At 71.7% G+C, this 26465-nt stretch carries 29 protein-coding genes; 10 read left to right on the top strand and 19 right to left on the bottom strand.

Annotation, left to right across the window (positions count from 1 at the left end; genetic code table 11):
- Positions 1 to 61 precede the first annotated feature (61 nt).
- Entirely contained in the window at positions 62 to 379 is a 318-nt protein-coding gene (locus DEJ08_RS03070) for a hypothetical protein (RefSeq protein ID WP_071405843.1), read from the top strand.
- Positions 380 to 401: 22 nt separating this feature from the next.
- Here DEJ08_RS03070 and DEJ08_RS03065 read toward each other — a convergent pair whose 3' ends face one another.
- Together DEJ08_RS03065 and DEJ08_RS03060 are read right to left on the bottom strand one after the other, a co-directional pair.
- Entirely contained in the window at positions 402 to 2021 is a 1620-nt protein-coding gene (locus DEJ08_RS03065) for an MFS transporter (protein WP_181438907.1), read from the bottom strand.
- Positions 2022 to 2102: 81 nt separating this feature from the next.
- The gene (locus DEJ08_RS03060; protein ID WP_111053792.1) at positions 2103 to 2834 is read right to left on the bottom strand and encodes an alpha/beta fold hydrolase; all 732 of its coding nucleotides are present in this window, start codon (positions 2832 to 2834) and stop codon (positions 2103 to 2105) included.
- A 285-nt stretch (positions 2835 to 3119) separates the two neighbouring features.
- Between DEJ08_RS03060 and DEJ08_RS03055 the strand changes: the two genes are divergently transcribed.
- Complete coding sequence (locus DEJ08_RS03055) at positions 3120 to 3659, top strand: MmyB family transcriptional regulator (protein WP_111029819.1); 540 nt, start codon at positions 3120 to 3122, stop codon at positions 3657 to 3659.
- A 78-nt stretch (positions 3660 to 3737) separates the two neighbouring features.
- On the opposite strand, the gene DEJ08_RS03050 is transcribed toward DEJ08_RS03055, so the two are convergent.
- Genes DEJ08_RS03050 through DEJ08_RS03035 form a run of 4 tightly spaced genes read right to left on the bottom strand, consistent with a single transcriptional unit; the run spans position 3738 to position 6668 of the window.
- A complete protein-coding gene (locus tag DEJ08_RS03050) occupies positions 3738 to 4595 on the bottom strand; it encodes a helix-turn-helix domain-containing protein (protein WP_181438908.1) in 858 nt (285 codons plus the stop codon).
- A 38-nt stretch (positions 4596 to 4633) separates the two neighbouring features.
- Complete coding sequence (locus tag DEJ08_RS03045; protein ID WP_146248436.1) at positions 4634 to 5452, bottom strand: helix-turn-helix transcriptional regulator; 819 nt, start codon at positions 5450 to 5452, stop codon at positions 4634 to 4636.
- Complete coding sequence (gene lepB / locus DEJ08_RS03040) at positions 5449 to 6096, bottom strand: signal peptidase I (protein WP_111053795.1); 648 nt, start codon at positions 6094 to 6096, stop codon at positions 5449 to 5451. Before lepB ends, DEJ08_RS03045 begins: the two co-directional genes overlap by 4 nt.
- Entirely contained in the window at positions 6093 to 6668 is a 576-nt protein-coding gene (locus DEJ08_RS03035; protein WP_146248437.1) for a hypothetical protein, read from the bottom strand. The genes lepB and DEJ08_RS03035 overlap by 4 nt, the downstream gene beginning before the upstream one ends.
- 127 nt (positions 6669 to 6795) lie before the next feature.
- Here DEJ08_RS03035 and DEJ08_RS03030 point away from each other — a divergent pair, with 127 nt between their 5' ends.
- Positions 6796 to 7581, top strand: a complete 786-nt coding sequence (locus tag DEJ08_RS03030) for an SDR family oxidoreductase (protein WP_111053797.1) — start codon at positions 6796 to 6798, stop codon at positions 7579 to 7581.
- A 26-nt stretch (positions 7582 to 7607) separates the two neighbouring features.
- Here DEJ08_RS03030 and DEJ08_RS03025 read toward each other — a convergent pair whose 3' ends face one another.
- The 7 genes from DEJ08_RS03025 to DEJ08_RS02995 all read right to left on the bottom strand — a co-directional run bounded on the left by DEJ08_RS03025 (position 7608) and on the right by DEJ08_RS02995 (position 12963).
- On the bottom strand, positions 7608 to 8492 hold the full coding sequence (locus DEJ08_RS03025; protein ID WP_111053798.1) for a VOC family protein: 885 nt from the start codon (positions 8490 to 8492) through the stop codon (positions 7608 to 7610).
- A 223-nt stretch (positions 8493 to 8715) separates the two neighbouring features.
- Positions 8716 to 9807 (bottom strand): hypothetical protein, encoded by a 1092-nt coding sequence (locus DEJ08_RS03020; RefSeq protein ID WP_146248438.1) that lies wholly within the window; start codon positions 9805 to 9807, stop codon positions 8716 to 8718.
- Positions 9804 to 10406, bottom strand: coding sequence for an ATP-binding cassette domain-containing protein (locus tag DEJ08_RS03015; protein ID WP_111053800.1), 603 nt, complete (start codon positions 10404 to 10406; stop codon positions 9804 to 9806). The genes DEJ08_RS03020 and DEJ08_RS03015 overlap by 4 nt, the downstream gene beginning before the upstream one ends.
- Entirely contained in the window at positions 10397 to 11440 is a 1044-nt protein-coding gene (locus DEJ08_RS03010; protein ID WP_111053801.1) for a peptidoglycan-binding domain-containing protein, read from the bottom strand. The genes DEJ08_RS03015 and DEJ08_RS03010 overlap by 10 nt, the downstream gene beginning before the upstream one ends.
- Positions 11440 to 12072, bottom strand: coding sequence for a hypothetical protein (locus tag DEJ08_RS03005; RefSeq protein ID WP_111053802.1), 633 nt, complete (start codon positions 12070 to 12072; stop codon positions 11440 to 11442). The genes DEJ08_RS03010 and DEJ08_RS03005 overlap by 1 nt, the downstream gene beginning before the upstream one ends.
- Positions 12069 to 12623 carry a hypothetical protein gene (locus DEJ08_RS03000; RefSeq protein ID WP_111053803.1) on the bottom strand — a complete coding sequence of 185 codons (555 nt, stop codon included), beginning with the start codon at positions 12621 to 12623 and terminating at the stop codon, positions 12069 to 12071. Before DEJ08_RS03000 ends, DEJ08_RS03005 begins: the two co-directional genes overlap by 4 nt.
- 55 nt (positions 12624 to 12678) lie before the next feature.
- A complete protein-coding gene (locus DEJ08_RS02995; protein WP_110858837.1) occupies positions 12679 to 12963 on the bottom strand; it encodes a hypothetical protein in 285 nt (94 codons plus the stop codon).
- Between the two features lie 104 nt (positions 12964 to 13067).
- On the opposite strand from DEJ08_RS02995, the gene DEJ08_RS02990 reads away from it, so the two are divergent.
- The gene (locus tag DEJ08_RS02990; protein ID WP_181437758.1) at positions 13068 to 13634 is read left to right on the top strand and encodes a GNAT family N-acetyltransferase; all 567 of its coding nucleotides are present in this window, start codon (positions 13068 to 13070) and stop codon (positions 13632 to 13634) included.
- 76 nt (positions 13635 to 13710) lie between these two features.
- Here the strand turns inward: DEJ08_RS02990 and DEJ08_RS02985 are convergent, their stop codons facing one another.
- Both DEJ08_RS02985 and DEJ08_RS02980 read right to left on the bottom strand, forming a co-directional pair.
- Positions 13711 to 15228 carry a catalase gene (locus DEJ08_RS02985; protein ID WP_111053804.1) on the bottom strand — a complete coding sequence of 506 codons (1518 nt, stop codon included), beginning with the start codon at positions 15226 to 15228 and terminating at the stop codon, positions 13711 to 13713.
- Between the two features lie 95 nt (positions 15229 to 15323).
- Positions 15324 to 15830, bottom strand: coding sequence for a Fur family transcriptional regulator (locus DEJ08_RS02980; RefSeq protein WP_246552610.1), 507 nt, complete (start codon positions 15828 to 15830; stop codon positions 15324 to 15326).
- A gap of 169 nt (positions 15831 to 15999) precedes the next feature.
- On the opposite strand from DEJ08_RS02980, the gene DEJ08_RS02975 reads away from it, so the two are divergent.
- Both DEJ08_RS02975 and DEJ08_RS02970 read left to right on the top strand, forming a co-directional pair.
- Entirely contained in the window at positions 16000 to 17313 is a 1314-nt protein-coding gene (locus DEJ08_RS02975) for an acyltransferase family protein (protein WP_111053805.1), read from the top strand.
- Between the two features lie 166 nt (positions 17314 to 17479).
- Positions 17480 to 18301 carry a cytochrome c oxidase assembly protein gene (locus tag DEJ08_RS02970; protein ID WP_111053806.1) on the top strand — a complete coding sequence of 274 codons (822 nt, stop codon included), beginning with the start codon at positions 17480 to 17482 and terminating at the stop codon, positions 18299 to 18301.
- A 103-nt stretch (positions 18302 to 18404) separates the two neighbouring features.
- On the opposite strand, the gene DEJ08_RS02965 is transcribed toward DEJ08_RS02970, so the two are convergent.
- Both DEJ08_RS02965 and DEJ08_RS02960 read right to left on the bottom strand, forming a co-directional pair.
- Positions 18405 to 19949, bottom strand: a complete 1545-nt coding sequence (locus DEJ08_RS02965) for a DHA2 family efflux MFS transporter permease subunit (protein ID WP_111053807.1) — start codon at positions 19947 to 19949, stop codon at positions 18405 to 18407.
- Positions 19946 to 20554, bottom strand: a complete 609-nt coding sequence (locus DEJ08_RS02960; protein ID WP_181438909.1) for a PadR family transcriptional regulator — start codon at positions 20552 to 20554, stop codon at positions 19946 to 19948. The genes DEJ08_RS02965 and DEJ08_RS02960 overlap by 4 nt, the downstream gene beginning before the upstream one ends.
- Positions 20555 to 20732: 178 nt before the next feature.
- Between DEJ08_RS02960 and purS the strand changes: the two genes are divergently transcribed.
- Genes purS through DEJ08_RS02940 form a run of 4 tightly spaced genes read left to right on the top strand, consistent with a single transcriptional unit; the run spans position 20733 to position 25018 of the window.
- On the top strand, positions 20733 to 20984 hold the full coding sequence (gene purS, locus DEJ08_RS02955; RefSeq protein ID WP_017886272.1) for a phosphoribosylformylglycinamidine synthase subunit PurS: 252 nt from the start codon (positions 20733 to 20735) through the stop codon (positions 20982 to 20984).
- A gap of 5 nt (positions 20985 to 20989) precedes the next feature.
- Positions 20990 to 21685, top strand: a complete 696-nt coding sequence (gene purQ, locus DEJ08_RS02950) for a phosphoribosylformylglycinamidine synthase subunit PurQ (RefSeq protein ID WP_027465024.1) — start codon at positions 20990 to 20992, stop codon at positions 21683 to 21685.
- 17 nt (positions 21686 to 21702) lie between these two features.
- Positions 21703 to 24084 carry a phosphoribosylformylglycinamidine synthase subunit PurL gene (gene purL, locus DEJ08_RS02945; RefSeq protein ID WP_258366985.1) on the top strand — a complete coding sequence of 794 codons (2382 nt, stop codon included), beginning with the start codon at positions 21703 to 21705 and terminating at the stop codon, positions 24082 to 24084.
- Between the two features lie 13 nt (positions 24085 to 24097).
- Positions 24098 to 25018: a 2-hydroxyacid dehydrogenase gene (locus DEJ08_RS02940; protein WP_111053809.1), complete on the top strand. Its 921-nt coding sequence runs from the start codon at positions 24098 to 24100 to the stop codon at positions 25016 to 25018.
- Positions 25019 to 25034: 16 nt separating this feature from the next.
- Here the strand turns inward: DEJ08_RS02940 and DEJ08_RS02935 are convergent, their stop codons facing one another.
- Positions 25035 to 26123, bottom strand: a complete 1089-nt coding sequence (locus DEJ08_RS02935; RefSeq protein ID WP_111053810.1) for a lactonase family protein — start codon at positions 26121 to 26123, stop codon at positions 25035 to 25037.
- Positions 26120 to 26443 carry a chorismate mutase gene (locus DEJ08_RS02930; protein ID WP_111053811.1) on the bottom strand — a complete coding sequence of 108 codons (324 nt, stop codon included), beginning with the start codon at positions 26441 to 26443 and terminating at the stop codon, positions 26120 to 26122. Before DEJ08_RS02930 ends, DEJ08_RS02935 begins: the two co-directional genes overlap by 4 nt.
- Positions 26444 to 26465 lie beyond the last annotated feature (22 nt).

The following is a 26465-nucleotide window of genomic DNA, read 5'->3' as shown; positions in this document are numbered from 1 at the left end:
AGGGCCTGGCCCCAGTCCGGAGGGCGCAGATCGTCGGGCGCGTCGGCGTACCCTGGTCGTCGTGCTCCGAGTCGTCCCCGCAACCGTCCTCGGCGTGGCCGCGCTCCTGGCCCTCGCCGGCTGTGGCGCCCACGACTCCACCGGCCAGGTGTCGGTCACGGTGTCGTCGAACGCCGCCGACCACCCCTACGAGGTCAAGGTGTTCGCCTCGACCGGCAAGCTCTCCGAGCACCAGCGGGTGTTCCCGGGCGGCACGGCCGACTTCGCGGGCGTCCCCCTCGGCAAGGTCACGGTCCGCGCCGGCGACCTCTGCCCGCAGACGACCAAGGTGTCCGACGGCACGGTCGCGACGGTGACCCTCACCACGACCGGCTGCTGACACCGGCCGCTGACCCCACCCGTCACCCCGACGACGGACTGCCGACCCCCTCCGCGACCAGGTGCTCGACACGCGGCTCGCCCGCGACCTCGCGCACCGCCTGCAGGGTCCGCGCGTCGTCCCCGGTCTGCCGGACCTCGTGCTGGTCGACGTGCTCCTGCCACGACCCCACCCGGAACGCCTCCACCCAGGCGTCCGGCCCGGTCGCGGCGTCCCGGTAGAGGTTCCAGTCACGGGCACCGGTCCGCCGACGACTCCGCCCGAGCCGTTCGGCGCGCGCCCGGAACTCGTCGACCGCATCCGCAGGGACCGTCCAGTGCAGCAGCACGAGGGTCTCCCCCGTCGCCGCGCCGTGGTCGTCCGCCACGAACACCTCGTCCCCGAACGGCATCGGCGTCACGGCACGCTGCCGGTCGGTGAGCACCGGGAACCCGGACACGAGCAGCGCTGCGGCGCTGAGCGCGGTGAGGACGCCGGCCCCGGCGAGCACCCCCGTCACCCCGAGCGGCGTGGCGACCGCGCCGGCGAGCGCCGCGCCGATCGCGGTGCAGCCGAAGAGCACGAGCTGGTAACCGGCGAGCCCGCGGGTCCGGACCCAGGCGGGCAGGAACGCCTGCACGGTGCCGTTCAGCGTCGTCACCACGGCGATCCAGGCCACCCCGCCGACCAGCAGCGCGACGAGGACGACCGCAAGCACGGGGACGAGCGCGACGACGGTGGTGCAGACACCGAACACCACCGAGGCGATGCCGACCGTGCGGCCGATGCCGAGCCGCGCACGGACCGCCGGCATCAGGAACGCCCCGCCGACGGACCCGATGCCGACGGCGGCGAGCAGCAGTCCGTACCCGCCGGAGGACAGGCCGAGCGAGCCGTCGGCGACGAGCGGCAGGAGTGCCCACAGCGCGTTCGCGGGCACCATGAAGACGGCGAGCTGCACGAGCAGCCGGCGGACGACCGCCGCGTGCAGGACGTACCGCAGCCCGGCGCGGGTGGCGTCGATGAACGGTTCGGCCCGCGTCTCGGGGCGCTGGTAGCCGCGCCAGGCGACGAGCACCACCAGGAAGAGCGCGAACGACAGCGCATTGGCGGCGAACACGAACGGCACGCCGAGCTGCGCGATCACCACCCCGGCGAGCGCCGGTCCGATCGCCCGGGCGACGTTGACGCCGACGGAGCTGAGCGCCGCGGCGTCGGTGATCGCGGCGCGCGGCACGATCTCGGGCACGAGCGCCTGGTACGCGGGCAGCTGGAGCGCCGAGGCGGTCCCGAGCAGGAACGTGACGGTGAGCAGGAGCGCCGGGGTCATGTCGCCGGTCGCGGTGAGCACGGTCATCACGACGCCGACGACCACCTGGAACGCCTGCACCCCGATGAGCAGCCGCCGCCGGTCGACGAACTCGCCGATCACCCCGGCGGGGATCCCGACGAGCAGCACCGGCAGGCTCGACGCGGTCTGCACGAGGGCGACGACGACGGGTGCGGCGTGCTCGTCGACGAGCAGCCACTGCGCGCCGACGGTCTGCATCCAGCTGCCGATGTTGCTCACCAGCACCGCGATCCACAGGGCGCGGAAGACCGGGATCACGAGCGGCGCCAGGGCGCCGCCGCGGGGTGCTGGGGTGGTGCGTTCCGTGGTCACGTCGCCTCCTGGGGTGGAACGGGGACATCCTGGAGGCGCGGTGCGCGTCGGGCGCACGCCGCGCCTCCAGGGATGGTCGGGTCAGGCGGCGGCGTCGGTCGCGCTGGTCGCGGCGACGGCGCGCTCGATGACGTCGGCGACGTCCTTCGGGTGGGTCTGCATGACGAGGTGCGGGGCGGCGAGCTCGGTCACGTCGGTGATGCCGGCGCGGGAGTAGCCGAAGCGCTCCACCTCGGGGTTGATGGTGTGGTCGTCGGACGAGACGATCGCCCACGCGGGGGTGGTCTTCCACGCAGCGGCGGAGGCCGGTTCGCCGAAGGCGGCACCGGACAGCGGGCGCTGCGAGACGGCGAGCACCTCGGCGACGCGCGGGTCGACCCCGGCGGCGAAGACCTGCGGGAACGCGTCGATCGCGACGGAGACGTCGGTGCCGTCCTCGGCGCCGGCGACCGGGTACGGCGTGTACACCAGGTTCGCGGCGAGGTCGGAGTCGGGGAACCCGCCCTGCAGCTGCCCGAGGCTCTCGCCGACCTCGAGCACGTAACCGGAGACGTAGACGAGTCCGACGACGTTCTCGGCCTCGCCGGCGACGGTGATCACGGCCCCGCCGTACGAGTGACCGGCGAGGACGACCGGCCCGTCGACGTGCTCGGCGACGGCGCGGATCGAGGCGGCGTCCTCGGCGAGGCTCCGGTTGTAGACCGGCGGGACGAGAACGGTGTGGCCGCGGTCGAGCAGCTCGCGGGTGACGGGTACCCAGCTGCCGGAGTCGGCGAACGCGCCGTGGACGAGGACGATGGTGGGTGCAGCCATGTGCGGGTCTCCTTCGTGACGAACGTCTGGGGTGGTGCGGGGACCGGGGGGGGTCCCGGCGTCGTCACGCTAGGGCTGGGGGTGCTGCGTCGTCGTGTCCCTGTCGTTGCCCGTCACCCCCGACGACAGCCCGTGCCGGCGGCCCCGGGTTCGGCGCACGGTGCTCTCCGACGGTCGGACACACCGTGCCGGGGTCCCCCTGCGGGGCGGAGGCTCCGCGACGGGGTCCCCGCCGGGGCCCCCTTCTCCCCCCTGCTCCACGGCCCGGCCGGTTAGCGTGATCGCATGGAACACGAGGACGGCACGACGACGACGTCGGCCCAGGACTTCGTGGACGCGCTCGCCGAACCGGTCGTGGTCTTCGACCGCCACCTGGACGTCGTGGCGGCGAACCGGCTCGCCGGTGCCCTGTCCGCGTCCCTCACCGTCGGCACGAACCTGGCGCGGTTCACCTTCCTGAACCCCTGGGTCGAGGACTCGGTGGACGGCTGGGAGGCCGAGGCGCACCGCACCGCCGCGATGCTCCGGGACTCGCTGGACGAGCACGACGCCGACGACCGGTTCCAGGAGCTCCTGGGCGAGCTGATGGCCCGGAGCACGACGTTCGCGACCGAGTGGGCCGGCGGAGCGGTCCGGCCGACTCGCCGCGGGGAGTCGGCGTTCGAGAACCCGCTCGTGGGCCGGATCGACCTGCGGTGGGAGCAACTGCGTCGGCTGGAGGACCCCGAGCACGTGCTCGTGGTGTGGACGGCGGCGGACGACGAGTCCGCCGCTCGGCTCACGACGCTCCGGGGGCTGCTCGACGAGGGCGCGACGACCGCCTGACCGGCGAGCGCGGCCACCACGGCAACCGCGGCGAGCGCGGCGGCCGCCGTGACCGCGGTGACCGCGGTGACCGCCTGGCTACCCCACCGCGGTCTCGCCCGCGAACGGTTCCCGGCGCGCGGTGCCCTGCTGCACCTGCGCGGCGAGGTACGCGACGGCCGCGGCTGCGGGGGTGCCGGGGTCGGCCCAGAAGGTGACGAGCACGTGCGAGCTACCCGGGATCGCGAGGTTCTGCCAGCGGAACTCGACCCAGCCGATCGGGTCGATCCAGTGCCGCGAGACCCCGGTGCGCTGCACGGCGACGTCGTGCCGGGCCCAGATGCGGGCGAAGTCCGGGTCCTGCAGGGTCAGGGTGCCGACGATCTCCTGCAGCCGGGGGTCCTCGGGCTCGGCGTGCAGCCGGAGTGCAGCGACGACCCGGTGCGCGGTGGGGTCCCAGTCGGCCGCGTGCTGCCGGGACGCCTCGGAGAACATCTGCAGGACGAGGTTCGCGCCCGGCTCCATGTAGCCGGGGCCGAGGGCGCTCGCCAGGGCGTTGGACAGGATGATGTCCTGGTTGCGGTCCATCACGAACGCCGGGGTGTGCGACCACTGCGCCAGGAGCGACCGGACCGAGTCGTCGAGCCCCGGTGGCACGACCCCCTCCGGGCGGCGGCGTTCGGCGTGTGCGAGGCGGCGCAGGTAGTCGACCGCCTCGTGGTCGAGCCGCAGGGCCCGGCCGAGCGCCACGAGCACCTGGTCGGACGGCTGGTGGTCGCGGCCGCGTTCGAGCCGCAGGTAGTACTCGGGGCTGATGCCCGCGAGCCGCGCAACCTCTTCACGGCGCAGGCCGTCCACTCGTCGTCCAGGCTCGCGAGTGAGGCCGACGTCCTCGGGCTGGACGAGTGCCCGACGGGCGCGGAGGTACTGCCCCAGTTCGGACCGTCGCGCATCCACGCGAGCAGGATAGCCGGAATCCGCAAAGAACGCGAGAACTACCGTTCTCCGGGTGTGCCGCTCCGGGCGATGGTCTGGTGCGGCGGCTCCCCGAACCGTTCCCGGTAGTACGCCGCGAACCGCCCAAGGTGGGTGAACCGCCACCGCCGCGCGACCTCGCTGACGAGCAGCGCGCGGGAACCCGGCCGCCCCAGCTCCAGGTGCACCCGGTCGAGCCGGACCTCACGCAGGTACTGCATGGGCGTGACGCCGAGACGACGGCGGAACAGGTCCTGCAGGCCGCGCTCGCTCAGGTCGCAGGCCGCCGCGACGTCCGCCACGGTCAGCGTCCGGTCGGCGTGGTCGTGCACGAAGCCGATCGCGCGCCGCATCCGGTCCGCGACGTCCGATCGCGACCGGGCGAAGGTCGACAGGACGACGGTCGCGATCCGCCGGTTCAGGGCCGCACGGTCGGCGGCGGGCAGAGCCGGGTCGAGGATGCGCCCGGAGGCCTCACGCAGGAGTGCCCGCAGCGGTTCGAGTGCGGGATCGGCCGCGTCCGGCTGCCCGAACACCGAGGACTCCCCCGTGTCGCCGAGCAGCGACGGCGACAGGTGCAGCAGCGTCGTGGCGGTCGCGTCGGTCTCGAACCCGTACGCGACGGACGCCGAGAGCATCATCGGCCGCTCGGCGCCGACCTCCCAGTGCTCGCCGTCGTCGGCGGTCAGGCTGGCCCGGCCGTCCGCGAGCCAGAACACGACGTGGTCGGGCCGCGGACCGATCGTCCCCGACCGCTTGCCCGGTGTCGCGATCCGGTGGATCGACAGGTCGTCGTCCCCGCCGGTCTCGTAGCCGAAGCCCTCGTCGTCCGTGGTCACGGCGTCGGGACCCGGTCCCACTCGTCGCCGTACCGGGACAGCACCGACCACCGCGAGATCGGCCACGTGGTCACGAAGGCCCGCCCCACGACGTCGTCGACCGGCACGGTGCCGTGCACGCGCGAGTCGGCGGAGTCGTACCGGTTGTCGCCCATCACCCAGATGCGCCCCTTCGGCACGGTGATCTCGAAGTCCTTCCCGGCGACACGGTCCGACCCGCGCTCGAGCACGACGTAGGGCTCGTCCACCGCGTGCCCGTTCACCGACAGACGGCCCCGGGCGTCGCAGCACGACACCGTGTCGCCCGGCAGGCCGATGACCCGCTTGATCAGGTCATCGCCCTGGCCCATGCCGAGCCAGCCGCCCGGGTCCTGGAACACCACGACGTCACCGCGCTGCAGCGGGACGACCCCGGGCACGAGCTCGTTGACGAGCACCCGGTCCCCGATGAGCAGCGTGTTCTGCATCGAGCCCGAGGGGATGGAGAACGCGCGGACCAGGTACGCCTTGACCAGGAAGGACGCCAACAGCGCCACGACGACGATGATGACGAGGTCGCGCAGGAACCGCAGCCCGCCGCGCTTCGGCTCGCTGTCGGGGGCGGGTTCGGAGTGAGGTTCGGCGTGGGCGTGCGTGTCACTCAATGCGTCAACACCACCTTGACGACACCGATCACGAACGCCACCGCGGCCAGCACGATGCCGCCCCACAGCCCGAGGAACGTCGGCTGCTTCCCGCTGAACCGCTGCATGAACACGCCCACCAGCCCGATGCGCACGACCAGGATCACCGTCGCCGCGATCTGTGCCCACTCCGCCGGCAGCCACCCGATCCAGGCCGCCGCGTAGAGGACCGCCGGGATCAGCCCGGAGGTCGCGATCGGGTTGGCGTTCCGGACGATGGTCGCGACGGACTCACGGCGCGCGGCACGCTCGACCGCAGTCTCCTCGCCGTCGTCGCCGAGTCCGTGCGCGACCAGGTGCGCGAGCACGTGCGCCAGGTACGTCAGCACCGCGGTCGCCAGGACGGTCGCCACCGCGGCGCCGTGGTGGATCTGCTCCGGGCTCACCGCGATCGCGACGGCGAGCACCGTGATGTTGCCGTAGATGTACGACGACATCCGGTCGCGGACGTGCTCGAGCGGCAGGTCGCGGGGGTCCGGGCGACCGCCGCGGGGTCCGCGCCCCGGTCGGGAGGGCCGTCGTGTGCGTGGCATCCGTCCATCTTGGCCCCCGTGGTCGGCCGTCCGCCGACAGGACACCGGGTGCGATGGTCACACGGGTGGCCGGTTCCGGCAGACTGGGTGCCGATCGGTGCGACGGAGCGCCGGACAGGAGGCACGGATGACGTCCGCACGACCACTCGCCCTGGTGACCGGGGTGGGCCGCAGAGCCGGCATCGGCGCAGCGCTCGCCACCCGGCTGGCGACCGACGGCTGGGACCTCGCCATCTCGTGGTGGGGCCCCTACGACGACCGCGTGAGCGGCGGGGCGGACCCGGACGGGGTCGAGTCGGTGGTGCAGGAGTGCGAGGCGGCGGGAGCACGGGTGACGCGCCTCCCGGTCGACCTGGAGGACCCGGAGCAGGCGGCCGCCCTCGTCGGCCGCGCCGAGGCGGAAGCCGGCGCCCCGGTCACCGCCCTCGTCATGTCGCACTGCGAGTCCGTCGACTCCGACTTCCGCACCACGACCGTCGAGTCGTGGGACCGCCACTTCGCCGTGAACGCCCGCGCACCGTTCCTGCTCGTGCAGGCCTACGCGGCCGGGCTCGAGCTCGCCGGGGACGCCGCACCGCGCGACCGACGCCGGATCGTCGCCCTGACGAGCGACCACATCGCGTACAACCTGCCGTACGGGGCGTCGAAGGGCGCGCTCGACCGGATCGTGTTCGGCGCCGCGAAGGAGCTCGGCAGCCTCGGTGTCAGCGCCAACGTGGTGAACCCGGGCCCGAACGACACCGGCTGGATGTCCGACGAGGTCAAGGGCTGGGCCGTCGAGGGCACACCGCTCGGCCGGCTCGGACGCCCGTCGGACACCGCCGCGCTCGTCGGGTTCCTCTGCTCGGAGCAGGGCGCCTGGGTGAACGGGCAGCTGCTGAAGTCGGACGGCGGGATCTCGAACAGCGCCTGACCTGTCGGCCCCTCGCGACCCGCTCGTCAGCCGCGACCGGGCGCGGTCACCTCGATGCGGTTCGCCCACGGGTCCTCGAACGCGACCGTCCGGCCGTCGTCCGCGGTCTGCACCCCGGTGTCGTGCATGCGTGCGACGAGGGCACCGAGGTCGTCCGACCCGGGCACCTCGATCCGCACGAGTCCGAGCCCGAGCGCGAGCTGGCGGCGCCCGGCCCCACGTGAGTTCCAGGTGTTCATCGCCATGTGGTGGTGGTAGCCGCCGGCGCTGACGAACAGAGCCTCGCCAAAGCCGGCGGTGGTCTCGAAGCCGAGGGTGTCCACGTAGAAGGAGCGCGCGGCGTCGACGTCGCCGACGGACAGGTGCACGTGGCCGACCTTGCCCGGGCGTGCCGCGGCGGTGTCCAGGGCATCCTGCGTCAGGTGCTCCTGCAGGAACGCGTTCGGGTCGACGTACTTCGTGTCCATGTCGACCATGCCGTGCGTCCACGACCACTCGGTGCGGTCGCGGTCCCAGTACAGCTCGACGCCGTTGCCCTCGGGGTCGGTGAAGTAGAACGCGTTGCTCACCAGGTGGTCGGCGCTGCCGGTGAAGGTCTGCGGGAACTTCGTCGCGACCGAGTACAGCGCCGCGGCGAGGTCTGCCCGGGTGTCGAACAGGATCGCGGTGTGGAACAGGCCGGCGTCGTGGGGGGCCGCGTGCTGCATCGACGGCGCGTGCTCGAGGATCACGATCGGGATCGCCAGACCACCGGCGCCCGGTCGCCCCAGCACGGCGACGCCGCCCTCGTTCGAGAGCAGCGCGAGCTGGACGCCGTCGCGGTAGTAGCCGATCATCCGGTCGAGGTTCGCGACGCGGAGGGTGACGGCACCCATCCCGGTGTCGGCGGCGAGGAGGTCCTGCGTGTGCATGGCACCAGTGTGCGCCCATTTAGTTGACGCGTCAACCAAATGGGCGTCGGTCGCCTGCGCCAAAGCGACAGATCCACGCAATCCCGGCGCGAGGCACCCGCCAACGCGACAGATGACTGCGAACGGTTCGCGGCGATCTGTCGCTTTGGCGCACGGGGGCGCACAGCGGACGGGGCGCGCAGGCGACGGGAGGCCCGGCGCGCGTCCGCCCCGCCGGCCGCGGTCAGCGGGAGCGGAAGTAGCGGTGCAGCGCGCGCTCGCGGATCGCGGCCGCGGCGAGCGCCCCACCGAGCAGCGCGCCCACGAGCCCGAGGGACGCGATCGCGATTGCCTCGCGCACGATCGGCAGCGCGTCGTCGACGACGAGGCCACGCACCGACACCACCGCGACGCTCGTCGCGACCACCGCCCCGACAGATGCCCAGACCAGGTGCTGCAGGACGACGCCGAGGACCTGCGCACTCCGCGGTACCCCGACGTGCCGATCGGAGGCCAGGGTGAGCCGACGCCGTGCGACCGCTGCCCCGCCGATCGTCAGCCCCGCGAGGGCCGCTGCACCGAACGGGACGAGCGCTGGCTGCCGCGCCGCGGGCGTGAAGACCGCGCCCAGCGTCGGGTTGAGCTGCCCGGCGGTCGGTCGGTCCTCGCCCTCGGCCCCGCTCGCCGGCAAGACGGTGCGCCGGAGCATCGAGACCGTGTCGTCGCGCTGCGGCCACACCGTCGCCCAGCAGGCGTCGAACGGCGACCCGTCGTCGACCGTCGGCGCGAGGACCGAGTACTCCAGGTCGGGGTCCCGGCCGTCGTCGGGGTAGTCGTACACGCCGGCGACTCCGGTGCCCGCGCCGCCCACCGTCACGAGGCGATCGCCGGCAGCAAGGCCCAGGGTCTCGTGCACCGCGGGCGAGACGATCACTCCCGCGGTGCCGTCGGCATCGGAGCCGCCGAGCAGACCACGCACCCCGGCGGTCACCTCGTAGGTCGGGATCGCCGAGCCCGGCAGCGCGGCGGGGACGACCCCGGCGTCGAGGCGCCGGAACGCACCGGACGCGATGACCCCTTCGGTGTCCACGAGCGCATCGCACACGCGGCCGTCGATCCGGCCCTCGGCCCGCTGGACGGTCGTCGCCGCACCGCTCGCGACGAACACCGCAGCCGCTCGGACGTCACCGGCGACCGCTCCGGCGCGCATGCCCACGACGCCGCTGAGCAGCACCGCGAGGACGACAGCGGCCGTGGCTGCCCACGAGGCTCCGGAATCGATGTCGCGCCACGCCTCCCGCCAGACCTCGGTCACCTGCATCCGGCGAGGGCTCATCGGTACCGCCCGAGATCGAGCACCCCGTCGCAGGCGTCACGGGTCGCGTCGTCGTGCGTGGCGACGACGACGACCGTCCCCGACGCGGCGAGCGCACCGATCCCACGGTTCACCTCGATCGCGGTCGCCCGGTCGAGTTGCGCCGTCGGCTCGTCGACCAGCATCAGACCCGGCGCGCTGGCGATGGCGCGCGCGAGCATCAGGCGTTGCGCCTCACCACCGGACAGCTCGGCGAACCGCGCGTGCGCCCGCGAACCGAGCCCGAAGCGCTCGAGGACCCCGAACGCGCGGACGTCCGCGGTCCGACGATCCGCGCCCTGGGCGACGAACGGCAGCGCGACGTGGTCGAGCACGCGGCGGCGGGCCACCCCGTACGGGTTCTGGAAGACCCAGAGCGGCCGACAGCCCGGCGGACGGACGGCGGCACCGCGCGTCGGACGGAGCATCCCGGCGAGGATCGCGAGCAGCGTGGACTTGCCGGAACCGCTCGGCCCGACGACCGCGGTAACGGTCCCCTCGGCGAAGGTGCGGTCGACGCGGTCGAACAGCACGGTGCCGTTCGACCAGACGTGTCCGACGCCCTCGAGCGTCACCGACACGAGCTGGACCGGTCCGGCACGGCACGGATCCGGTCGAGCGTTCGTCCGCCGGGCACCCGGACGAACGCCTGCCCGAGTTCCGACCCGAGGACCTCGACCCGGAGCGGCCGCCCCGTCGTCGGTTGCACGCACGCCCGGTCACCTTCGAGGTCCCAGAGGGCCGTCGGTGGCACCACCTGGACGGTTCGTGGGCGACTGAGCGTCCACGTCGCGGCCACCGTCGGTGCGCCGTCCGCCGAAGCGACCGTCGCCGCGTACTCCGGCAGGGCGGTGATCGCAGCGAGGTCCGTCGGCGCGGAGACCACCCCTTCGGTGTCGATCGGGACGTCGGCGTTCCCGATCCCCAGCACGCGCTCCCCCGGCGCCGGATCGACCGGGAGCGCCTCGATGCGTGCACCGCGGAGTTCGGCCGGGAGTTCGACGAGGACACCGTCGGCGCCGACCGCTGCCCCGACGACAGCCACGCACGCCAGGACGGCGTTCTCGGCGGCTGGCACCCATGCGAACGAGTCCCGCAGTACGACGTCGTCGGGCAGGTCGTCGCGGTCGACGCCTCGGTCGACCAGGAACTGCTGCGCAGCACGGAGTGTGCCCCGACCGAGGATGCCGTCGATGCTCAATCCAGCACCGAGTCGCGTGAGTTCCCGCTGCAACCCCCTGACGTCGGCCCCGCGGTCGCCGAGCTCGAGGTCGCGCCACAGCGGCTCGTCACTGGCAAGTGCGAGCACCGGCTGTCCGTCTACCCGCGCGAGGACGTCCCCGCTCCGCACGGGTGCCCCGGTCGAGCACGTCGATGTCGTCACCGTGCCGCTCCGCGACGTCACGACCGCCCGTGGGGCACCGGTGTCGAGTGCGAGCTGCACCTGTCGTTCATCGGCATCGGTGCGCTCGGTCACCCGGACGGTGCTCGCGGGGGCAGCCGTCCGGAGTGCGGCCGGGACCTCGGCCGGCACAGCGACGACGATGACTGCGGCCGTCGCCGCTGCGACCACCATCGCGCCGAGCGCCAGGAGTGCGGCAGACGGGAAGCGCATCACTGCCGCCAGAGCGCGAGCGGATCAAGGGCGCACTGCTTCGCCTGCTCGCCCATCGAGTCGAACGGGAAGGCGTCGGCGTCCTGGTCCTTCCGCCACTGTTCCTCGGTGTAGTCCCTTCCGACGAGGCCGGCCTTCCGCAGACACGGAACGGTGATCTTCGCATCGTCCAGCTTGCCGGGGTTCCTGCGCGTCTCCTCGAACAGGAACGTGATGCTCTGGTCGAACTTCGACTCGCACGCTTCGAGGATCTTGTTGGTCCTCCCGATGTCGTTGCTCGGCGACTTGCCCACCGTGCTTCCCACTTCGAACCCGCCGTCGGCGAAGTACGAGATCGTGAGCTCGGAATCGCGGAGGCACTTGTCGACCTTCGCGTGAGCGTCCTCGAGTTCCTGAGTCGTGACCCGACCGTCAGCCAAGACCCTCGCCTCCGAGTCCGACACGTCCGCGTCGAGTGCCTCGCGGAACGCATCCGCCCAGGGGCCCGCCGCCTCGAGCGACGCAGGAGCCAGCTCGGAGGGCCTCGGCGTGTCCGCGTCACCCGCCGAGCAGCCAGAGAGCGCGAGCGCCGAACCGAGCAGGAGAACGAGTTTCGCCGTCACGATGGACGGTGCGGCGAAGACCCTGGTCATTGCTGCCGCCAGAGTCCGAGGGGGTCCAGCCGACACTGTACGGCTGCGGGATCCCACGGCGAGAAGGAGAAGTTCCCGTCGTCGTTCTGATCACGCCAGTCACGTTCGGTGTACGTGTCGTCGACGAGTCTCGCAGCACGGAGGCACGCGACGGTGATCGTTGCCTCGTCCTGCTTCTCCGGGTTCCGCCGGACCTCGTTGAACAGGTAGGTCACGTCGCTGTCGAAGTCCTTCGCGCACTTCGACTTCGAATCGTTCATGGCCGTGGCGTCTTCAGCCTTCCGCACGGGGAGCGGCGAGGCTTCGGACGTGCCGTCCTCCGCTGTCGTGTAGTCGTAGCCGAGATCCCGCATGCATGCGCTCATGCGGGACTGCGCATCTGCGACCTCCCGCGCCGAGATCGTTCCGTCCGAGAGGATCTGCCGCTGGTAGGAACTGGTGTCGGAGGCCGATTCCGCGAACTCACCCGCCCACGGCCCGGCCGCGGAGAAACCTGACGGATCGACGACCCGGGGTGCAGCATCCGCCTGGGCACAGCCGACGAGCCCCACGGCGGCGATAGCCCCGACGATCGTTGTTCCCCGAAGCCTGCTCCGAATCACCGCGTCAGGCCCGGGTCATGCCGTACTGGGCGATGTTGGTCCAGCAGGCAGCCTGGTAGGACCACTTGTTGCCACCGACCACGTTCCCCCACTTCATCGTCCCGCTCCGCAGACGGTTGAAGTGCTGAGCGCGACCACAACCGGACTCGTTGAAGCCCGTGCTCTGCGTCACCTTCCGCCAGCACGTCGCCGCACTCGCCTCCGGCGCCGTCACGGTGTCGACCGCGATCCCGCCGCCCACGACACTCCCCAGCACGACCGCACCCAGTACGACGTTCTTGATCGACATCGATCTCCCCTTTGATTGTGACACCACTCAGATGTCACCGTTAACGTATTACCGGTCGGTACGAGAACGCAACGATCACCACCACATCCGTGCAGGATGGACCCGTGACTGACGACATCCGGTGGGAGGTGGTCGAGGAGAGCACGCTGTCGCTCCCCGACCACGAAGCGATCGCAGCGCTGCTCGGGCAGGCCTTCCCCGACTGGTCGCACTGGTACGTGGGCGGCCGGAGCTGGTCCGGCATGCAGCCGGAACGCCGGGTGCTCGCGCACGACGCCGACGGGGTCGTCCTGGCCCACGTCGGCATCCGCCGCATGTACATCTCCGTCGGCGGGCAGGACGTCCTGGTCGGCGACACCGGCCTGGTCGCCGTGTCGCCCCGGCTGCAGGGCACCGGCGTCGGCCGTGAGCTGATGACCCGGACCGCGGCGGTCCTCGAGGGACTCCGCGTGCCCTTCGGGTTCCTCGGCGCGGGCGAGGACCGGATCCCCTTCTACGCGAAGCTCGGCTGGCACGAGTTCCCCGAGGCTGTCGGCACCTTCTCGGCGTTCACCGCCGAGGGCGCGGGCGTCAGCAACACCGAGCAGGGCGGCTGGATGGCGCTGCCGGTGGCAGCGCAGCTCGAGGACTGGCCCGCTGGCCCGATCTGGCTCAACGGCCAGCAGGTCTAGACGCAACGACCAACGGACGGGAGGCCCGGTACCAGCTGGTACCGGGCCTCCCGTCCGTCAGGTCGTCAAGTGGGGCTTACGCCTCGACCGCGACCTTCTCCGGGTCCTCGTTGGAGCCCGGCGCGCTCGGCGCGACCGCGGCGCGCACGCGCGCACCCAGGTCGGCGTCGACGTTCGTCCAGTAGGCGAACACGCGCTCGCGCAGGTCGTCGCGCGTCACCTTCGAGACGTGACCGGCGATGTTGCCGACCAGGCGCTCGCGGGCGGCGTCGTCCAGGACCTCACGGACGAGCGTGCCGGCCTGGCCGAAGTCGTCGTCCTCCGGGTGCAGGGTCGCGGCGGAACGCTGCAGCGCACCGTCGGACTCCCAGCCCGGGGCGTCGTCGGTCGCGTTCGGGTCGGCGTGCGCACCACCGAGCGAGTTCGGTGCGTACACCGGCACCTCGGACTTCTGGAAGTCGAAGCGCATGCCGCCGTCCTTCGAGTACGAGTGGACCTCGTTCTTCGGGGCGTTCACCGGCAGCTGGGCGTGGTTCGTGCCGACGCGGTAGCGGTGGGCGTCCGCGTAGCTGAAGATGCGCGCCATGAGCATCTTGTCGGGGCTCGCCGCGATGCCGGGCACGAAGTTCGAGGGGGCGAAGGTCGCCTGCTCGATCTGCGCGAAGTAGTTCTCCGGGTTGCGGTTGAGCTCCATCGTGCCGACCTCGATGAGCGGGTAGTCCGCGTGCGGCCACACCTTCGTCAGGTCGAACGGGTTGAAGCGGTAGGTCGCTGCGTCCTCGTAGGGCATGACCTGCACCTTGAGGGTCCAGCGCGGGAAGTCCTGACGCTCGATCGCGGCGTGCAGGTCACGGATGTGGAAGTCCGCGTCCTCACCGGCGATGCGGTCGGCGTCCTCCTGCGTCAGGGTCTTGTGGCCCTGCTCGGTGATGAAGTGGTACTTCACCCAGAAACGCTCGCCCGCGGCGTTGATCCACTGGTAGGTGTGCGAGCCGAAGCCGTCCATCTCGCGCCAGCTCGCCGGCAGGCCGCGGTCGCCCATCAGCCACGTGACCTGGTGCGCCGACTCGGGCGACAGGGTCCAGAAGTCCCACTGCATGTCGTGGTCGCGCAGGTGCGAACCCGGCAGACGCTTCTGCGAGCGGATGAAGTCGGGGAACTTGATGCCGTCGCGGATGAAGAACACCGGGGTGTTGTTGCCGACGAGGTCGTAGTTGCCCTCTTCGGTGTAGAACTTCAGCGCGAAGCCGCGGGGGTCGCGCCAGGTGTCCGGGGAGCCCTGCTCACCAGCGACGGAGGAGAAGCGGGCCAGCATCTCGGTCTGCTTGCCCGGCTGCAGGAACGCGGCACGGGTGAAGCGGGAGACGTCCTGCGTGACGGTGAAGGTACCGAAGGCGCCGCCGCCCTTGGCGTGCACGACCCGCTCCGGGACACGCTCGCGGTTGAACTGGGCGAGCTTCTCGACCAGGTAGTGGTCGTGCAGCGCGAGGGGGCCGTCGGCCCCGACGCCCATCGAGTGCTCGTCGCTCGAGACGGGTGCGCCGCTGTTGGTCGTGGTGGTCGGGGTGCCGGTCGGCGTGTTCTGGTCGGACACGGTTCCTCCTGGAGGTGGGACGTTGGTTCGGTCAGGGGTGCTCGGGTGGTTCGGGGTCCGGCGCGTCGTGCGGCCGGTGCGGTGGGCGGTCGCCGTCAGGCGGGCGTGGGGGCTCCGGGGGCCTGCGCGTTCGCGCCGGGCGCGTCTGGGTGATCGCGCTCTGCGTCGTCGTGTTCCGCGTCGTCGCGCTCTGCCGCTGCACAGCGTTCGCAGATGCCCCAGTAGGTGACCTCGGCGGTGGTGACCGCGAAGCCGTGGGTCTCGGACGGCGTCAGGCAGGGCGAGTGGCCGACCGCACAGTCGACGTCCTCGATCGCGCCGCACAGGGTGCAGACGATGTGGTGGTGGTTGTCACCGGTGCGGCGCTCGTAGCGCGCAGGGCTGCCGGCCGGTTCGATGCGGCGGACGAGCCCGACGCCGGTCAGGGCGTTCAGCACGCCGTAGACGGCCTGGTGACTGGTGGTCGGCAGCTCCACGGCCAGCGCGGTGACGATGTCGTCCGCGGTGGCGTGCGGCATCGAGTCGGTCGCTCGGAGCACCGCGAGTCGTGGGGTCGTGACCCGGAGCCCCGAGGAACGGAGCAGATCGGCGTCGGCGTCCATGCTGAGCCTTTCTTTTGCAGGAATCAAGACAACGCGTTCACTGTACACGAGCTTCTGCTGCCGGCCAGCGAGGGGACGCATGCCGCCACCGGAATACGAAGTGTCACGATCCGATCGCGATCAGCTGGGACGACACTGGACCGACCGTTCCGCACGCTAACGTCCGGACATGTCCACGAGCCAGGGTCTGCCTGAACAGGCGAACAGCACCGCGGACGTCCGGGGGATCATCGCGAAGCGGGACCTGGTCGTAGACCTCATCCGGACGGCCTGCGTCGTCCTCGTCGTCATCGTGCACGTCACGATGGTCGGCGTCGCCGCCGATGACCAGGGGGTGCGGGTCACGAGCCCGCTGCAGGAACTCCCCTGGTACGTCGCTGCCACCTGGGTCGGGCAGGTGATGCCGCTGTTCTTCGTGGTCGGCGGGTTCGCGAGTGCCGTCGGCTGGCGCAGCACCGTCGCCCGTGGTGCGCCGAGCCCCGCCCGCGACTTCCTGGCCACCCGCCTGGTGCGGCTGTTCCGGCCCGCGGTGCCGCTGTTCGTGTTCCTCGCGCTCGGGCTCGGGGTCGCCACGGCCGCTGGCACGCCGCCGGAGCTCCTGGCCGAGGTCGCGTTCGGCATCGGTTCGCCGCTCTGGTTCCTGGCGGCCTACGGCATCACCCAGTGCTGCGTCCCCGTGATGATGCGCCTGCACGAGCGAGCACCGTGGGCCACCCTCGCCGTGCTGCTCGTGCTCGCCGGGGCGGTCGACGCCGTCCGCCTGGCCACCGGGGTCGCCGAGGTCGGGCTGCTCAACCTCGGCCCGGTGTGGCTCTTCGCGCAGCAGCTCGGGTTCCTCTGGGCCGACGGCTGGTTCGCTCGCCGGTCGAAGGTGCTCCTGCTCGGCATCGCCGTCGCCGCGTACGCCGTGCTCGTGCCGATGACCTCGGTCGGGCTCTGGGCACCGGACATGCTGCAGGACCTCAACCCGCCGATGCTCCCGCTGGCGTTCCTGGCGATCGCGCAGGCCTGCCTGGTCCAGCTCGTGCACGCGCCGCTCACCCGGCTGATGCGCACCCGTGCCGCGCTCGGGGCCGTGTTCGTCCTCGGCCGCGACGGCATGACCATCTACCTGTGGCACCTGCCGCTGTTCATCGCGCTGAACGGCGTCGCCCTGCTCGTCGGGGTGCCGTTCCCGGCGCCGGGCTCCGGTCCGTGGTGGGCGTCGCGCATCGTCGCACTCGTGGTGGTGCTCGCCGTCGCGATCGGGGTGGCCCGGGCCCTGCGCTGGTTCGATCGGCCGCTCCCCCGGCTGCTGCCGTCGGCCGACCGTCCGTCGTGGCCGGTCGTCGCGGTCGCCGCCCTCTGCACGATCGGCCCGGCGTTCCTCGTGATGCAGCTGCACCTGTCGTTCGGCGTCGCGCTCGTCGGCGCCGTGGCCGTGCCGGTGGGCGTCTGGCTGCTGTCACGGACCGTCCCGGCACCCGGGGTCGCCCGGATCTGAACCGGTTCTCACCGTCGCGGGGCCACGACGGACCCCCGGTGGCCGTCGGGCGGACGGAGGATGGTTCCGGCGGCGCGAAGGACGAGTCCGCCTGATCCCCAGGAGGCTCCCCACGCCGTCGACACCCGAGTTCTGGAGCACCTGGCGGTTCGACCCCCTGGCGGCGGTGCTCCTCGTCGTCGCCGCGGTCGCCTACGGCCGGTGGGTCGTCGGCGCGGCTCGACGGGGTGCCCGGTGGCCGTGGTGGCGCACGCTCGCCTTCGCTACGGCACTCGTGCTGTTCGGCGTGCTGCAGTTCGGCATCGTCGGCGTCGACGACGAGCGGTTGCGCTGGGCGTTCGTCCTGCGGGCCGCCCTGCTGTTCTTCGCGGTCCCCACCTTCGCCGCGCTCGGTGCGCCCGTCGCACTGCTCCGGATCGGAGGCCCGGCTCGCCTCGCGCAGGTCGCCGACGCGGTCATGGGGTCACGACCGGTGCGCCTGCTCGGCAACGCGATCGTCGCCCCGCTGGTCGCGCTCGCGCTGTTCGCCGTCCTGCTCACCCCGTTCTCGGCGGTGATCCGGGAGTCCCCCGCCTGGGCCGCCGTCATCACCGTGGCGGTGCCGGCGCTCGGGTTCGGCCTGCTCGCGCCGCTGTCCGAGGTCGGCGTGCTCGTCTCGTCGACGTTCGCCACGGCCGAGTTCCTGCTCGCGTTCGTCGAGCTCGTCATCGACGCGGTGCCCGGCATCGTGCTGCGGATCACGAACCACGTGCTCGACGGGTCCCTCGTGCCGGTGGTCGGGCGGGCCTGGTACCCGTCGCCGCTGCAGGACCAGCACCTGGCGGGCGACCTGCTGTGGTTCATCGCCGAGGTGGCGGACATCCCCGTGCTCGTCGCCCTGTTCATCCGGTGGCAGCGGACCGACCGCCGCGAGGCCCGGGACGTCGACGCCCTGACCGACGAACAGATGGACGAGCTCACACGAGCGCACCTGCAGCGCCGCAGTTGACGGGCGGGGGTAAGTCCCCGACACGAGTGAGCAGAAGAAGTCGAGTACCCGGAGGTGACTCGACTTCTTCTGCTCACTCGTTGGGCGCCGAAGCGCTCGTGCCCTACTTCGACGGGGCCCCCGCGGGCTCGGCGTCGGGCTGCGTGGTGACCGAGCCGGTCTGCTGCCAGGCGACGGTCTGCTTCGGCTTCGCCAGGAACAGCGCCGCGACGATGGCCACTATGAGCACGATCGCCGGCAGGTAGAGCGACTCACCCATGGCCTTGGAGAACGGCTCGAGCAGGAAGCCCGGCAGCGCGCCGACCTGCTGCTCCGCGCCACCGGCCGTGGCCCCACCGGACGACGCCGGGAAGTTCGCGGTGATCCGGGCCTCCATCAGGGCGGCGATGCCGGCGGAACCGAGCACCGCACCGATCTGGCGGGTGGTGTTGTAGACGCCCGAGCCGGCACCGGCCAGCTTCGGCGGCAGGTTGCGCGTCGCCGAGACGGACAGCGGTCCCCACATGCAGGCGTTGGCGAGGCCGAGGAGCGCGCTCGGCAGGAGCACCCAGCCCCACTCGGCACCGCTCGACAGCAGGGCGCCGAACCAGAACAAACCGGCCGAGAAGCAGGCGAGCCCGAACGAGGCGACCCAGCGCGGGTTCCAGCGGTTCAGGTTCTTGCCGACGATCGGCGCGAGCGCGGCGGACAGCACGGCCTGCGGCACGAGGAGCAGTGCGGCCTGGGTCGGCGAGAAGCGCAGGACGTCCTGGGCCCACAGCATGATCGGCAGCGCGAACGAGGCGATCGCGACACCGACGGCCGTGATGGCGACGTTGGCCAGCGTGAAGTTGCGGTCCTTGAACAGGCCGAGCGGCAGCAGCGGCTCGCCCTTCTGCACACCCTGCCAGACGACGAAGCCGGCGAGCACCACGAGGCCGACGATGATGAGCGACCACACCGAGATCGGGCCGGCGATGACGCCCCAGTCGTAGGTCTCGCCCTCCTGGATGCCGAAGACGAGCAGGAACAGGCCCGCTGCCGACAGGAAGATGCCGAGGTAGTCGAAGCGGTGTCCGTGCCGCTCGAACGACGGCACGAAGCGCTGCGCGAGCACGAACGCGACGACGCCGACGGGCACGTTCACGAAGAAGATCCACTCCCAGCCGAAGCCGTCGACGAGCAGGCCGCCGACGATCGGGCCGACGAGCGACGCGACACCGGCGACGGCGCCCCAGAGGCCCATGGCCGCGCCGCGGTTCTGCGGCGGGAAGATGCGCGTGATGACCGACATGGTCTGCGGGCTCATCATCGCGGCGCCGAGACCCTGCACGACGCGGGCGACGATCAGCACCTCGATCGAGCCGGCCAGGCCGCACCACAGGCTGGCGAGCGTGAAGACCACGAGGCCGATCTGGTACATGACCTTCGGGCCGAAGCGGTCGCCGAGCCGGCCGGTGATGAGCAGCGGCACGGCGTAGGCGAGCAGGTAGGCGCTCGTCACCCAGATCACGGAGTTGATGTCCGCGTCGAGCTCCTGGGCGATGGTGGGGGTGGCGACCGACACGATGGTCGAGTCGACGAGGATCATGAAGAACCCGACGACGAGTGCCCACAGGGCAGGCCACGGCTTCTTCTCGGTCGTCCGCGGAGGCGTGACGGTGGTCATCGAGTGGTTTCCTTGCTGTTCGTGGTGGTGTCTGCGGACGCGACGGAGGCGTCCCAGGGGATGTGGCCGGCGGCGATCCGGTCGGCCGTGGCGGCGAGCCACTCGATCTGCGTCGTGAGCATGGCACGCACGTACGACACGTCGAGCCAGTACCGCTCGGGCAGGTCCTTCGCTCGGACGATCCCGAGGATCTCGTCCGCCTCGTCGCGCTGAGCCTGGAGTGCGGTGACCCGCGCACGGAGGGCGGACTCGGCCTCGTCGACCGACAGGTTCTCGATCTCGGCGACGGCCAGGTGGAAGACGGGGTACTCCTCGGCCGGTTCGGCGATCAGCCGGACGAGCCCGTCGTGCAGCGCCGTCCACCCGTCGTCCGTGATGGCGTAGGTGGTGCGTTCCGGACGGTTGCCCGCCCGGTCGGTCCCCACGACCTCGGCGAGGCCGAGCTCCACCAGGCGGCCGACCTGGTGGTACAGGGTGCCGGGCCGGACCTTGACGTTCCGGCCGTCCCGGCGGTGCGTCATCGTCTGGAACATCTCGTAGGGATGCGTCGGCCCCTCGGCCAGGAGCCCGAGCGCGGCGAACGCGAGTGGCGTGAGCGACGGCACACGTGCCTCCAGTCCGCTTGTTCGTTGTTGACTATTCGAAGTGGAATATACGCGTTGGAACAGACATGAACAACCGCACAGCAAGCGCCGGCCTGGAGGCCCGTGGCCGTCCCGGCGTGTCGCGCGCGCCCCGTAGACTGGTCGCGTCCCCCCACCCCTGAAGTGCTGGAGAGAACACGTGCCAACGATCGTCGTCGAGGTCATGCCCAAGGCCGAGATCCTCGACCCCCAGGGGAAGGCCGTGGGCAACGCCCTGGCCCGCCTCGGCAAGGCCGACCTGACCAACGTCCGCATCGGCAAGCGCTTCGAGGTGACCGTCGACGGCCCCGTCGACGACGCCAAGCTCGCCGAGGTCCGCGACATCGCAGCCGACGTCTTCTCGAACGCGGTCATCGAGGACGTCGTGTCCGTGACCGTCGAAGGCCAGTGACCCGGATGCGCATCGGCGTCATCACGTTCCCCGGCTCGCTCGACGACCGCGACGCTCAGCGCGCCGTCCGTCTCGCCGGTGCCGACCCCGTCGCCCTCTGGCACGGCGACCACGACCTGCAGGGCGTCGACGCCATCGTGCTGCCCGGCGGGTTCTCGTACGGCGACTACCTGCGTGCCGGCGCGATCGCCGCGAAGGCCCCGATCATGGCCGAGGTCATCGACGCCGCCGGCAAGGGCATGCCCGTGCTCGGCATCTGCAACGGGTTCCAGATGCTGGCCGAGGCCCGCCTGGTCCCCGGCGCACACACCCGCAACGCGCACCAGCAGTTCATCCGCCGCGACCAGAAGCTCCGCGTCGAGACCACCGCGACCGCCTGGACCTCCGGCTTCAGCGCCCAGCAGGAGATCACCATCCCGCTGAAGAACGCCGACGGCCGCTTCGTCGCGGACGCCGACACCATCAAGCGCATCGAGGACAACGGCCAGGTCGTGTTCCGCTACGTCGGCGTGAACCCGAACGGCTCCATCGACGACATCGCCGGCGTCTCGAACGAGCGCGGCAACGTCGTCGGCCTGATGCCGCACCCCGAGCACGCGACCGAGGCCGGGTTCGGCCCGGACACCCCCGCTGCGATGGCCTCGGGCACCGACGGCCTGACCTTCTTCACCTCCGTGATCGAGCACGCGCTCGTCAAGTGACAGGGAACAACGACACCGTGACGACACCCGTTCGCCCGAAGCCCGACACCGTGCAGGACGCGGCAGCCACCCCCGACAAGGAGCAGCCGTACGACGCGCTGGGCCTGAAGCCGGACGAGTACGCCCGCATCAAGGAGATCCTCGGCCGCCGCCCCACCTCGGGTGAGCTGGCGATGTACTCGGTGATGTGGAGCGAGCACTGCTCCTACAAGTCCTCGAAGAACTACCTCCGTCAGTTCGGCAATAAGGTCACGCCGGAGATGACGAAGAACCTGATGGTCGGCATGGGCGAGAACGCCGGTGTCGTCGACGTCGGCAACGGCTGGGCGGTGACCTTCAAGGTCGAGTCGCACAACCACCCGTCCTACGTCGAGCCGTACCAGGGCGCGGCCACCGGTGTCGGCGGCATCGTCCGCGACATCATCTCGATGGGCGCCCGCCCCGTCGCCGTGATGGACCAGCTCCGCTTCGGCGCGATCGACCACGAGGACACCGCGCGCGTCGTGCACGGCGTCGTCGGTGGCATCTCGTTCTACGGCAACTGCCTCGGCCTGCCGAACATCGGCGGCGAGACCTACTTCGACCCGGTGTACCAGGGCAACCCGCTGGTCAACGCCCTCGCGGTCGGCGTCCTGCGCCACGAGGACCTGCACCTGGCCAACGCGTCCGGTGCCGGCAACAAGGTCGTCCTGTTCGGTGCCCGCACCGGTGGCGACGGCATCGGCGGCGCGTCGATCCTGGCGTCCGACACCTTCACCGAGGGCGGCCCGACCAAGCGTCCGGCCGTGCAGGTCGGCGACCCCTTCGCCGAGAAGGTCCTGATCGAGTGCTGCCTCGAGCTGTTCCAGAAGGACCTGGTCGAGGGCATCCAGGACCTCGGCGCCGCGGGCATCTCCTGCGCCACCTCGGAGCTCGCGAGCAACGGCGACGGCGGCATGCACATCTCGCTCGACGACGTCCTGCTCCGCGACCCCACGCTCACCGCCGAAGAGATCCTGATGTCGGAGAGCCAGGAGCGCATGATGGCGGTCGTCCGCCCCGACAAGCTCGACGAGTTCCTCAGCGTCGTCGGCAAGTGGGAGGTCGAGACCAGCGTGCTCGGCGAGGTCACCGGCACCGGCCGACTCATCATCGACTGGCAGGGCCAGGAGATCGTGAACGTCGACCCGCGCACCGTCGCCGTCGACGGCCCGGTCTACGACCGCCCGGTCGCCTACCCGACCTGGATCGACGCGCTGCAGGCCGACACCGCTGCCTCGCTCGACCGACCGGCCGACGGCCCCGCGCTGAAGGCACAGTTCCTCAGCCTGCTCGGTTCGCCGAACCTGGCGTCGAAGAACTGGGTCACGAACCAGTACGACACCTACGTGCTCGGCAACACCGCGCTGTCCTTCCCCGACGACGGCGGCATGATCCGCGTCGACGAGGAAACGGGCCTCGGTGTCGCGATCGCCACCGACGCCAACGGCCGCTACTGCCAGCTCGACCCGAAGCAGGGTGCACGTCTGGCCCTGGCCGAGGCCTACCGCAACGTCGCCGTCACCGGTGCCGTCCCCGCCGCCGTCACCGACTGCCTGAACTTCGGCTCCCCCGAGAACCCCGAGGTCATGTGGCAGTTCTCCGAGGCGGTCGAGGGCCTGGCAGACGGCTGCATGGAGCTCGGCATCCCGGTCACCGGCGGCAACGTGTCGTTCTACAACCAGACCGGCTCGACCCCCATCCACCCGACGCCCGTCGTCGGCGTGCTCGGCATCATCGACGACGTCGCCAAGCGCGTGCCGTCCGGGTGGCAGGACGACGGCCACAACATCTACCTGCTCGGCACCACGAGCCTCGAGCTCGACGGTTCCGCGTGGGCCGGCACCGTGCACGGGCACCTGGGCGGGCGTCCGCCGGCGGTCGACCTCGAGCGCGAGAAGGCCCTCGCCGAGCTGCTGTACGCGGCGTCCGGCGAGCAGCTGCTCACCAGCGCGCACGACCTGGCGGACGGCGGCCTCGGCCAGTCCCTCGCCGAGTCGGTGCTCCGCTTCGGCATCGGCGCTCGCGTGGTCCTCGACGAGCTCGAGACCCGCGACGGCATCGACACCGCGACCGCGCTGTTCTCCGAGTCGACCGGTCGCGTCATCGTCACCGTCCGCCGCGAGGACGACGTGCGGTTCCAGGGCATGTGCGACGGCCGGGGCTTCCCGGTGCTGCGCATCGGCGTGACCGACGCAACGTCGAGCACGCTCGAGGTCCAGGGCGCGTTCGAGGCCACGGTCGACGAGCTGCGCGGCACCCACGCCGCGACGCTGCCGGCCCGCTTCGGCGACGTGATCGTCGAGGACGTCACCGAGGGGTACGTCGGCCGCGGGCCGCTCGACTCCGACGGTGCCTTCTCGCCGCGCACCGACGCCTAGGCCCGGGTCGCGGATGTCGATCGTCACCCTGCCCTTCGCCGAGCTCGTCGACCGGTTCGGCCCCGTGCCGGACGGCATCGAGCTGGACGTCTGGGACGTCGAGTCGCCGTACGGTCGCCCGGACGACGTCGCGATCACGTTCCTGCCGTTCTACTTCGAGGGGCGGCACCGCTGGCAGTTCGTGCACGACCTGCCCGAGCTCCAGCTGCTGCAGCTGCCGAGCGCCGGGTACGAGCACGCCGTCCCGCACGTGCCCGGTCACGCGCAGCTGGCGAACGGTCGCGGCATCCACGACGACGAGACCGCCGAGCTCGCGGTCGGCCTCGCGCTGACGTCGCTCCGTGAGATCTCGGCGTTCCAGATCGACCGTACCAACGGCGTCTGGGACGCCCGCGAGACCCGATCGCTCGCCGACCGCCGGGTGACCGTCGTCGGCTACGGGGCGATCGGGTCCGCGATCGCCACCCGGTTCGAGGCGTTCCGCACCGAGGTGACCGTGGTCGCCCGGACCGCGCGCGAGCAGGACGGCCGGCACGTGCACGCGTTCGGCGAGCTGCCCGAGCTGGCTCAGACGACCGACGTCCTCGTGCTCATCGCGCCGCTCACCGCCGAGACCGAACGCCTGGTCGACGCGGAGCTGCTCGCGGCGCTGCCGGACGGTGCCCTCGTGGTGAACGTGGCGCGCGGCAAGGTCGTCGACACCGACGCCCTGGTCGCCGAACTGCGGTCGGAGCGGCTGTTCGCGGCCCTCGACGTCACCGACCCGGAGCCCCTGCCCGCCGGACACCCGCTCTGGACGACGCCGAACACCGTGCTCACCCCGCACGTCGGCGGCAACACCGACCTGAGCGTGCCGCGGTCGATCGAGCTGATGCGCAAGCAGGTCGCCGCACTGGCCGAGGGTCGCCCGTTCGAGAACCTGATCGAGTTCTAGCCGGCTGTTCCCGGCGTCAGAGCGGGACGACGCACGTCGGCGTGCCGACCGGGATCTGCGCGACGGCTTCGCCGGGCATGCCCTCGGCGTCGAGCGGGAGCACGGCGACGGCGTCGGACATCTGGTTCGCCACCAGGACGAACCCGGGCACCCGCGCGAAGTGCCGCGGCCAGACCCCACCGCAGGGCACCGAACTGACGACGGCGAGCCCGCCGTCACGAGCGTCGAGCACCACGAGCAGGTCCCGCCCGCGCACAGCCACGTACACGCGGCCGGCCTCGTCGACCTCGATGTGACTGAGCAGCGACTCCCCCACCGCACCGTCGAACGTCGGCACGGCAGCGATCGTCACGAACGACCCGGAGTCGTCGCGGCGCAGGCGGTGCACACGCCCGTCGAGCTCACCGGCGACGAGCAGGTCACCGTCAACCCAGGCCATGTGCCTCGGGCCGGCGCCGGGTGTCACGTGGTGCACGCGGAGTGCCTCGATGGCGGGGACCCCGTCGGCCGACACCGTGACGCGGAACTCGTGCAGGGCATCGCCGCCGAGGTCGGCGACGAGCACCGTGCCGTCCGGGGTGGCGATCGATTGGTGGGCGTGCGGGCCGTCCTGGCGGTCGTCGTCAGGACCCGTGGCGTCGGGCAGCACGGCGACCGCGACGGCCTCGGCCGGCACCGAACGCTGGTCGGCGTCCCCGTGCAGCACCACGCCGTCGCTGGCGGTCACCGACGCCGCGTGTGACTCGGCCGGCGCGAGGGAGATCGCCGTGACCGTGCCCGAGACGTAGTTCGTGACGACGAGCGCGCCCGAGGGGTCGACCCGCAGGTGGCACGGGGCGTCTCCGCCGGCGGGGGCGTCCCACAGGTGTTCGAGTGCGCCGCCCTGCAGCCGGAAGGCCGACACGGCACCGTCGTTCGTCTCGGAGACCGCGTAGACCCGGTCACCCGAGACGGCGAGGAACGAGGGGTCGTCGAGCACCGCGACGGTCCGGGGTGCCGGAACGGCTCCGACCGGTCCGGCGTCGACCAGCGAGATGCCCGTGGCGTTCCCGCCACCGGTCGCCGTGTACGAACCGATGAGCAGCGACGGCAGCTCGGCGCTCATTCGTCGCGGCCCGCGATGCGCTCGTGGTGGTGGATGACCTCGGCGACGATGAAGTTGAGGAACTTCTCGGCGAAGGCGGGGTCGAGGTGGGAGTCGGCGGCGAGCGACCGGAGCCGTGCGACCTGGATCCGTTCGCGGTCCGGGTCGGCGGCGGGCATGCCCGACTCGGCCTTCAGGTGCCCCACGCGCTGCGTGTACTTGAAGCGTTCCGCGAGCATGTGGATCACGGCGGCGTCGATGTTGTCGATGCTCTGCCGGATGCTCCGCAGTTCGTCGACGGCGCTCGCGTCGGCCTCGGACAGGGTGACGTCGTCGTTCATGGTCCGAGCCTACTGGCGGACG

It is taken from the genome of Curtobacterium sp. MCLR17_054, from assembly GCF_003234335.2.
Lineage (GTDB): Bacteria > Actinomycetota > Actinomycetes > Actinomycetales > Microbacteriaceae > Curtobacterium > Curtobacterium flaccumfaciens.
Note: the sequence above shows the minus strand (reverse complement) of the source record. Positions and strands in the feature narration are given on the sequence as shown.

Bases quoted from the DNA above. Each gene is read 5' to 3' on its own strand.
- DEJ08_RS03060 (WP_111053792.1), bottom strand. From the start codon at position 2,834: ATGGCTGCACCCACCATCGTCCTCGTCCACGGCGCGTTCGCCGACTCC.
- DEJ08_RS03055 (WP_111029819.1), top strand. From the start codon at position 3,120: ATGGAACACGAGGACGGCACGACGACGACGTCGGCCCAGGACTTCGTG.
- DEJ08_RS03035 (WP_146248437.1), bottom strand. From the start codon at position 6,668: ATGCCACGCACACGACGGCCCTCCCGACCGGGGCGCGGACCCCGCGGC.
- DEJ08_RS03030 (WP_111053797.1), top strand. From the start codon at position 6,796: ATGACGTCCGCACGACCACTCGCCCTGGTGACCGGGGTGGGCCGCAGA.
- DEJ08_RS03025 (WP_111053798.1), bottom strand. From the start codon at position 8,492: ATGCACACGCAGGACCTCCTCGCCGCCGACACCGGGATGGGTGCCGTC.
- DEJ08_RS03020 (WP_146248438.1), bottom strand. From the start codon at position 9,807: ATGAGCCCTCGCCGGATGCAGGTGACCGAGGTCTGGCGGGAGGCGTGG.
- DEJ08_RS03010 (WP_111053801.1), bottom strand. From the start codon at position 11,440: ATGCGCTTCCCGTCTGCCGCACTCCTGGCGCTCGGCGCGATGGTGGTC.
- DEJ08_RS03005 (WP_111053802.1), bottom strand. From the start codon at position 12,072: ATGACCAGGGTCTTCGCCGCACCGTCCATCGTGACGGCGAAACTCGTT.
- DEJ08_RS02995 (WP_110858837.1), bottom strand. From the start codon at position 12,963: ATGTCGATCAAGAACGTCGTACTGGGTGCGGTCGTGCTGGGGAGTGTC.
- DEJ08_RS02980 (WP_246552610.1), bottom strand. From the start codon at position 15,830: ATGGACGCCGACGCCGATCTGCTCCGTTCCTCGGGGCTCCGGGTCACG.
- DEJ08_RS02975 (WP_111053805.1), top strand. From the start codon at position 16,000: ATGTCCACGAGCCAGGGTCTGCCTGAACAGGCGAACAGCACCGCGGAC.
- DEJ08_RS02965 (WP_111053807.1), bottom strand. From the start codon at position 19,949: ATGACCACCGTCACGCCTCCGCGGACGACCGAGAAGAAGCCGTGGCCT.
- purQ (WP_027465024.1), top strand. From the start codon at position 20,990: ATGCGCATCGGCGTCATCACGTTCCCCGGCTCGCTCGACGACCGCGAC.
- DEJ08_RS02940 (WP_111053809.1), top strand. From the start codon at position 24,098: ATGTCGATCGTCACCCTGCCCTTCGCCGAGCTCGTCGACCGGTTCGGC.
- DEJ08_RS02935 (WP_111053810.1), bottom strand. From the start codon at position 26,123: ATGAGCGCCGAGCTGCCGTCGCTGCTCATCGGTTCGTACACGGCGACC.
- DEJ08_RS02930 (WP_111053811.1), bottom strand. From the start codon at position 26,443: ATGAACGACGACGTCACCCTGTCCGAGGCCGACGCGAGCGCCGTCGAC.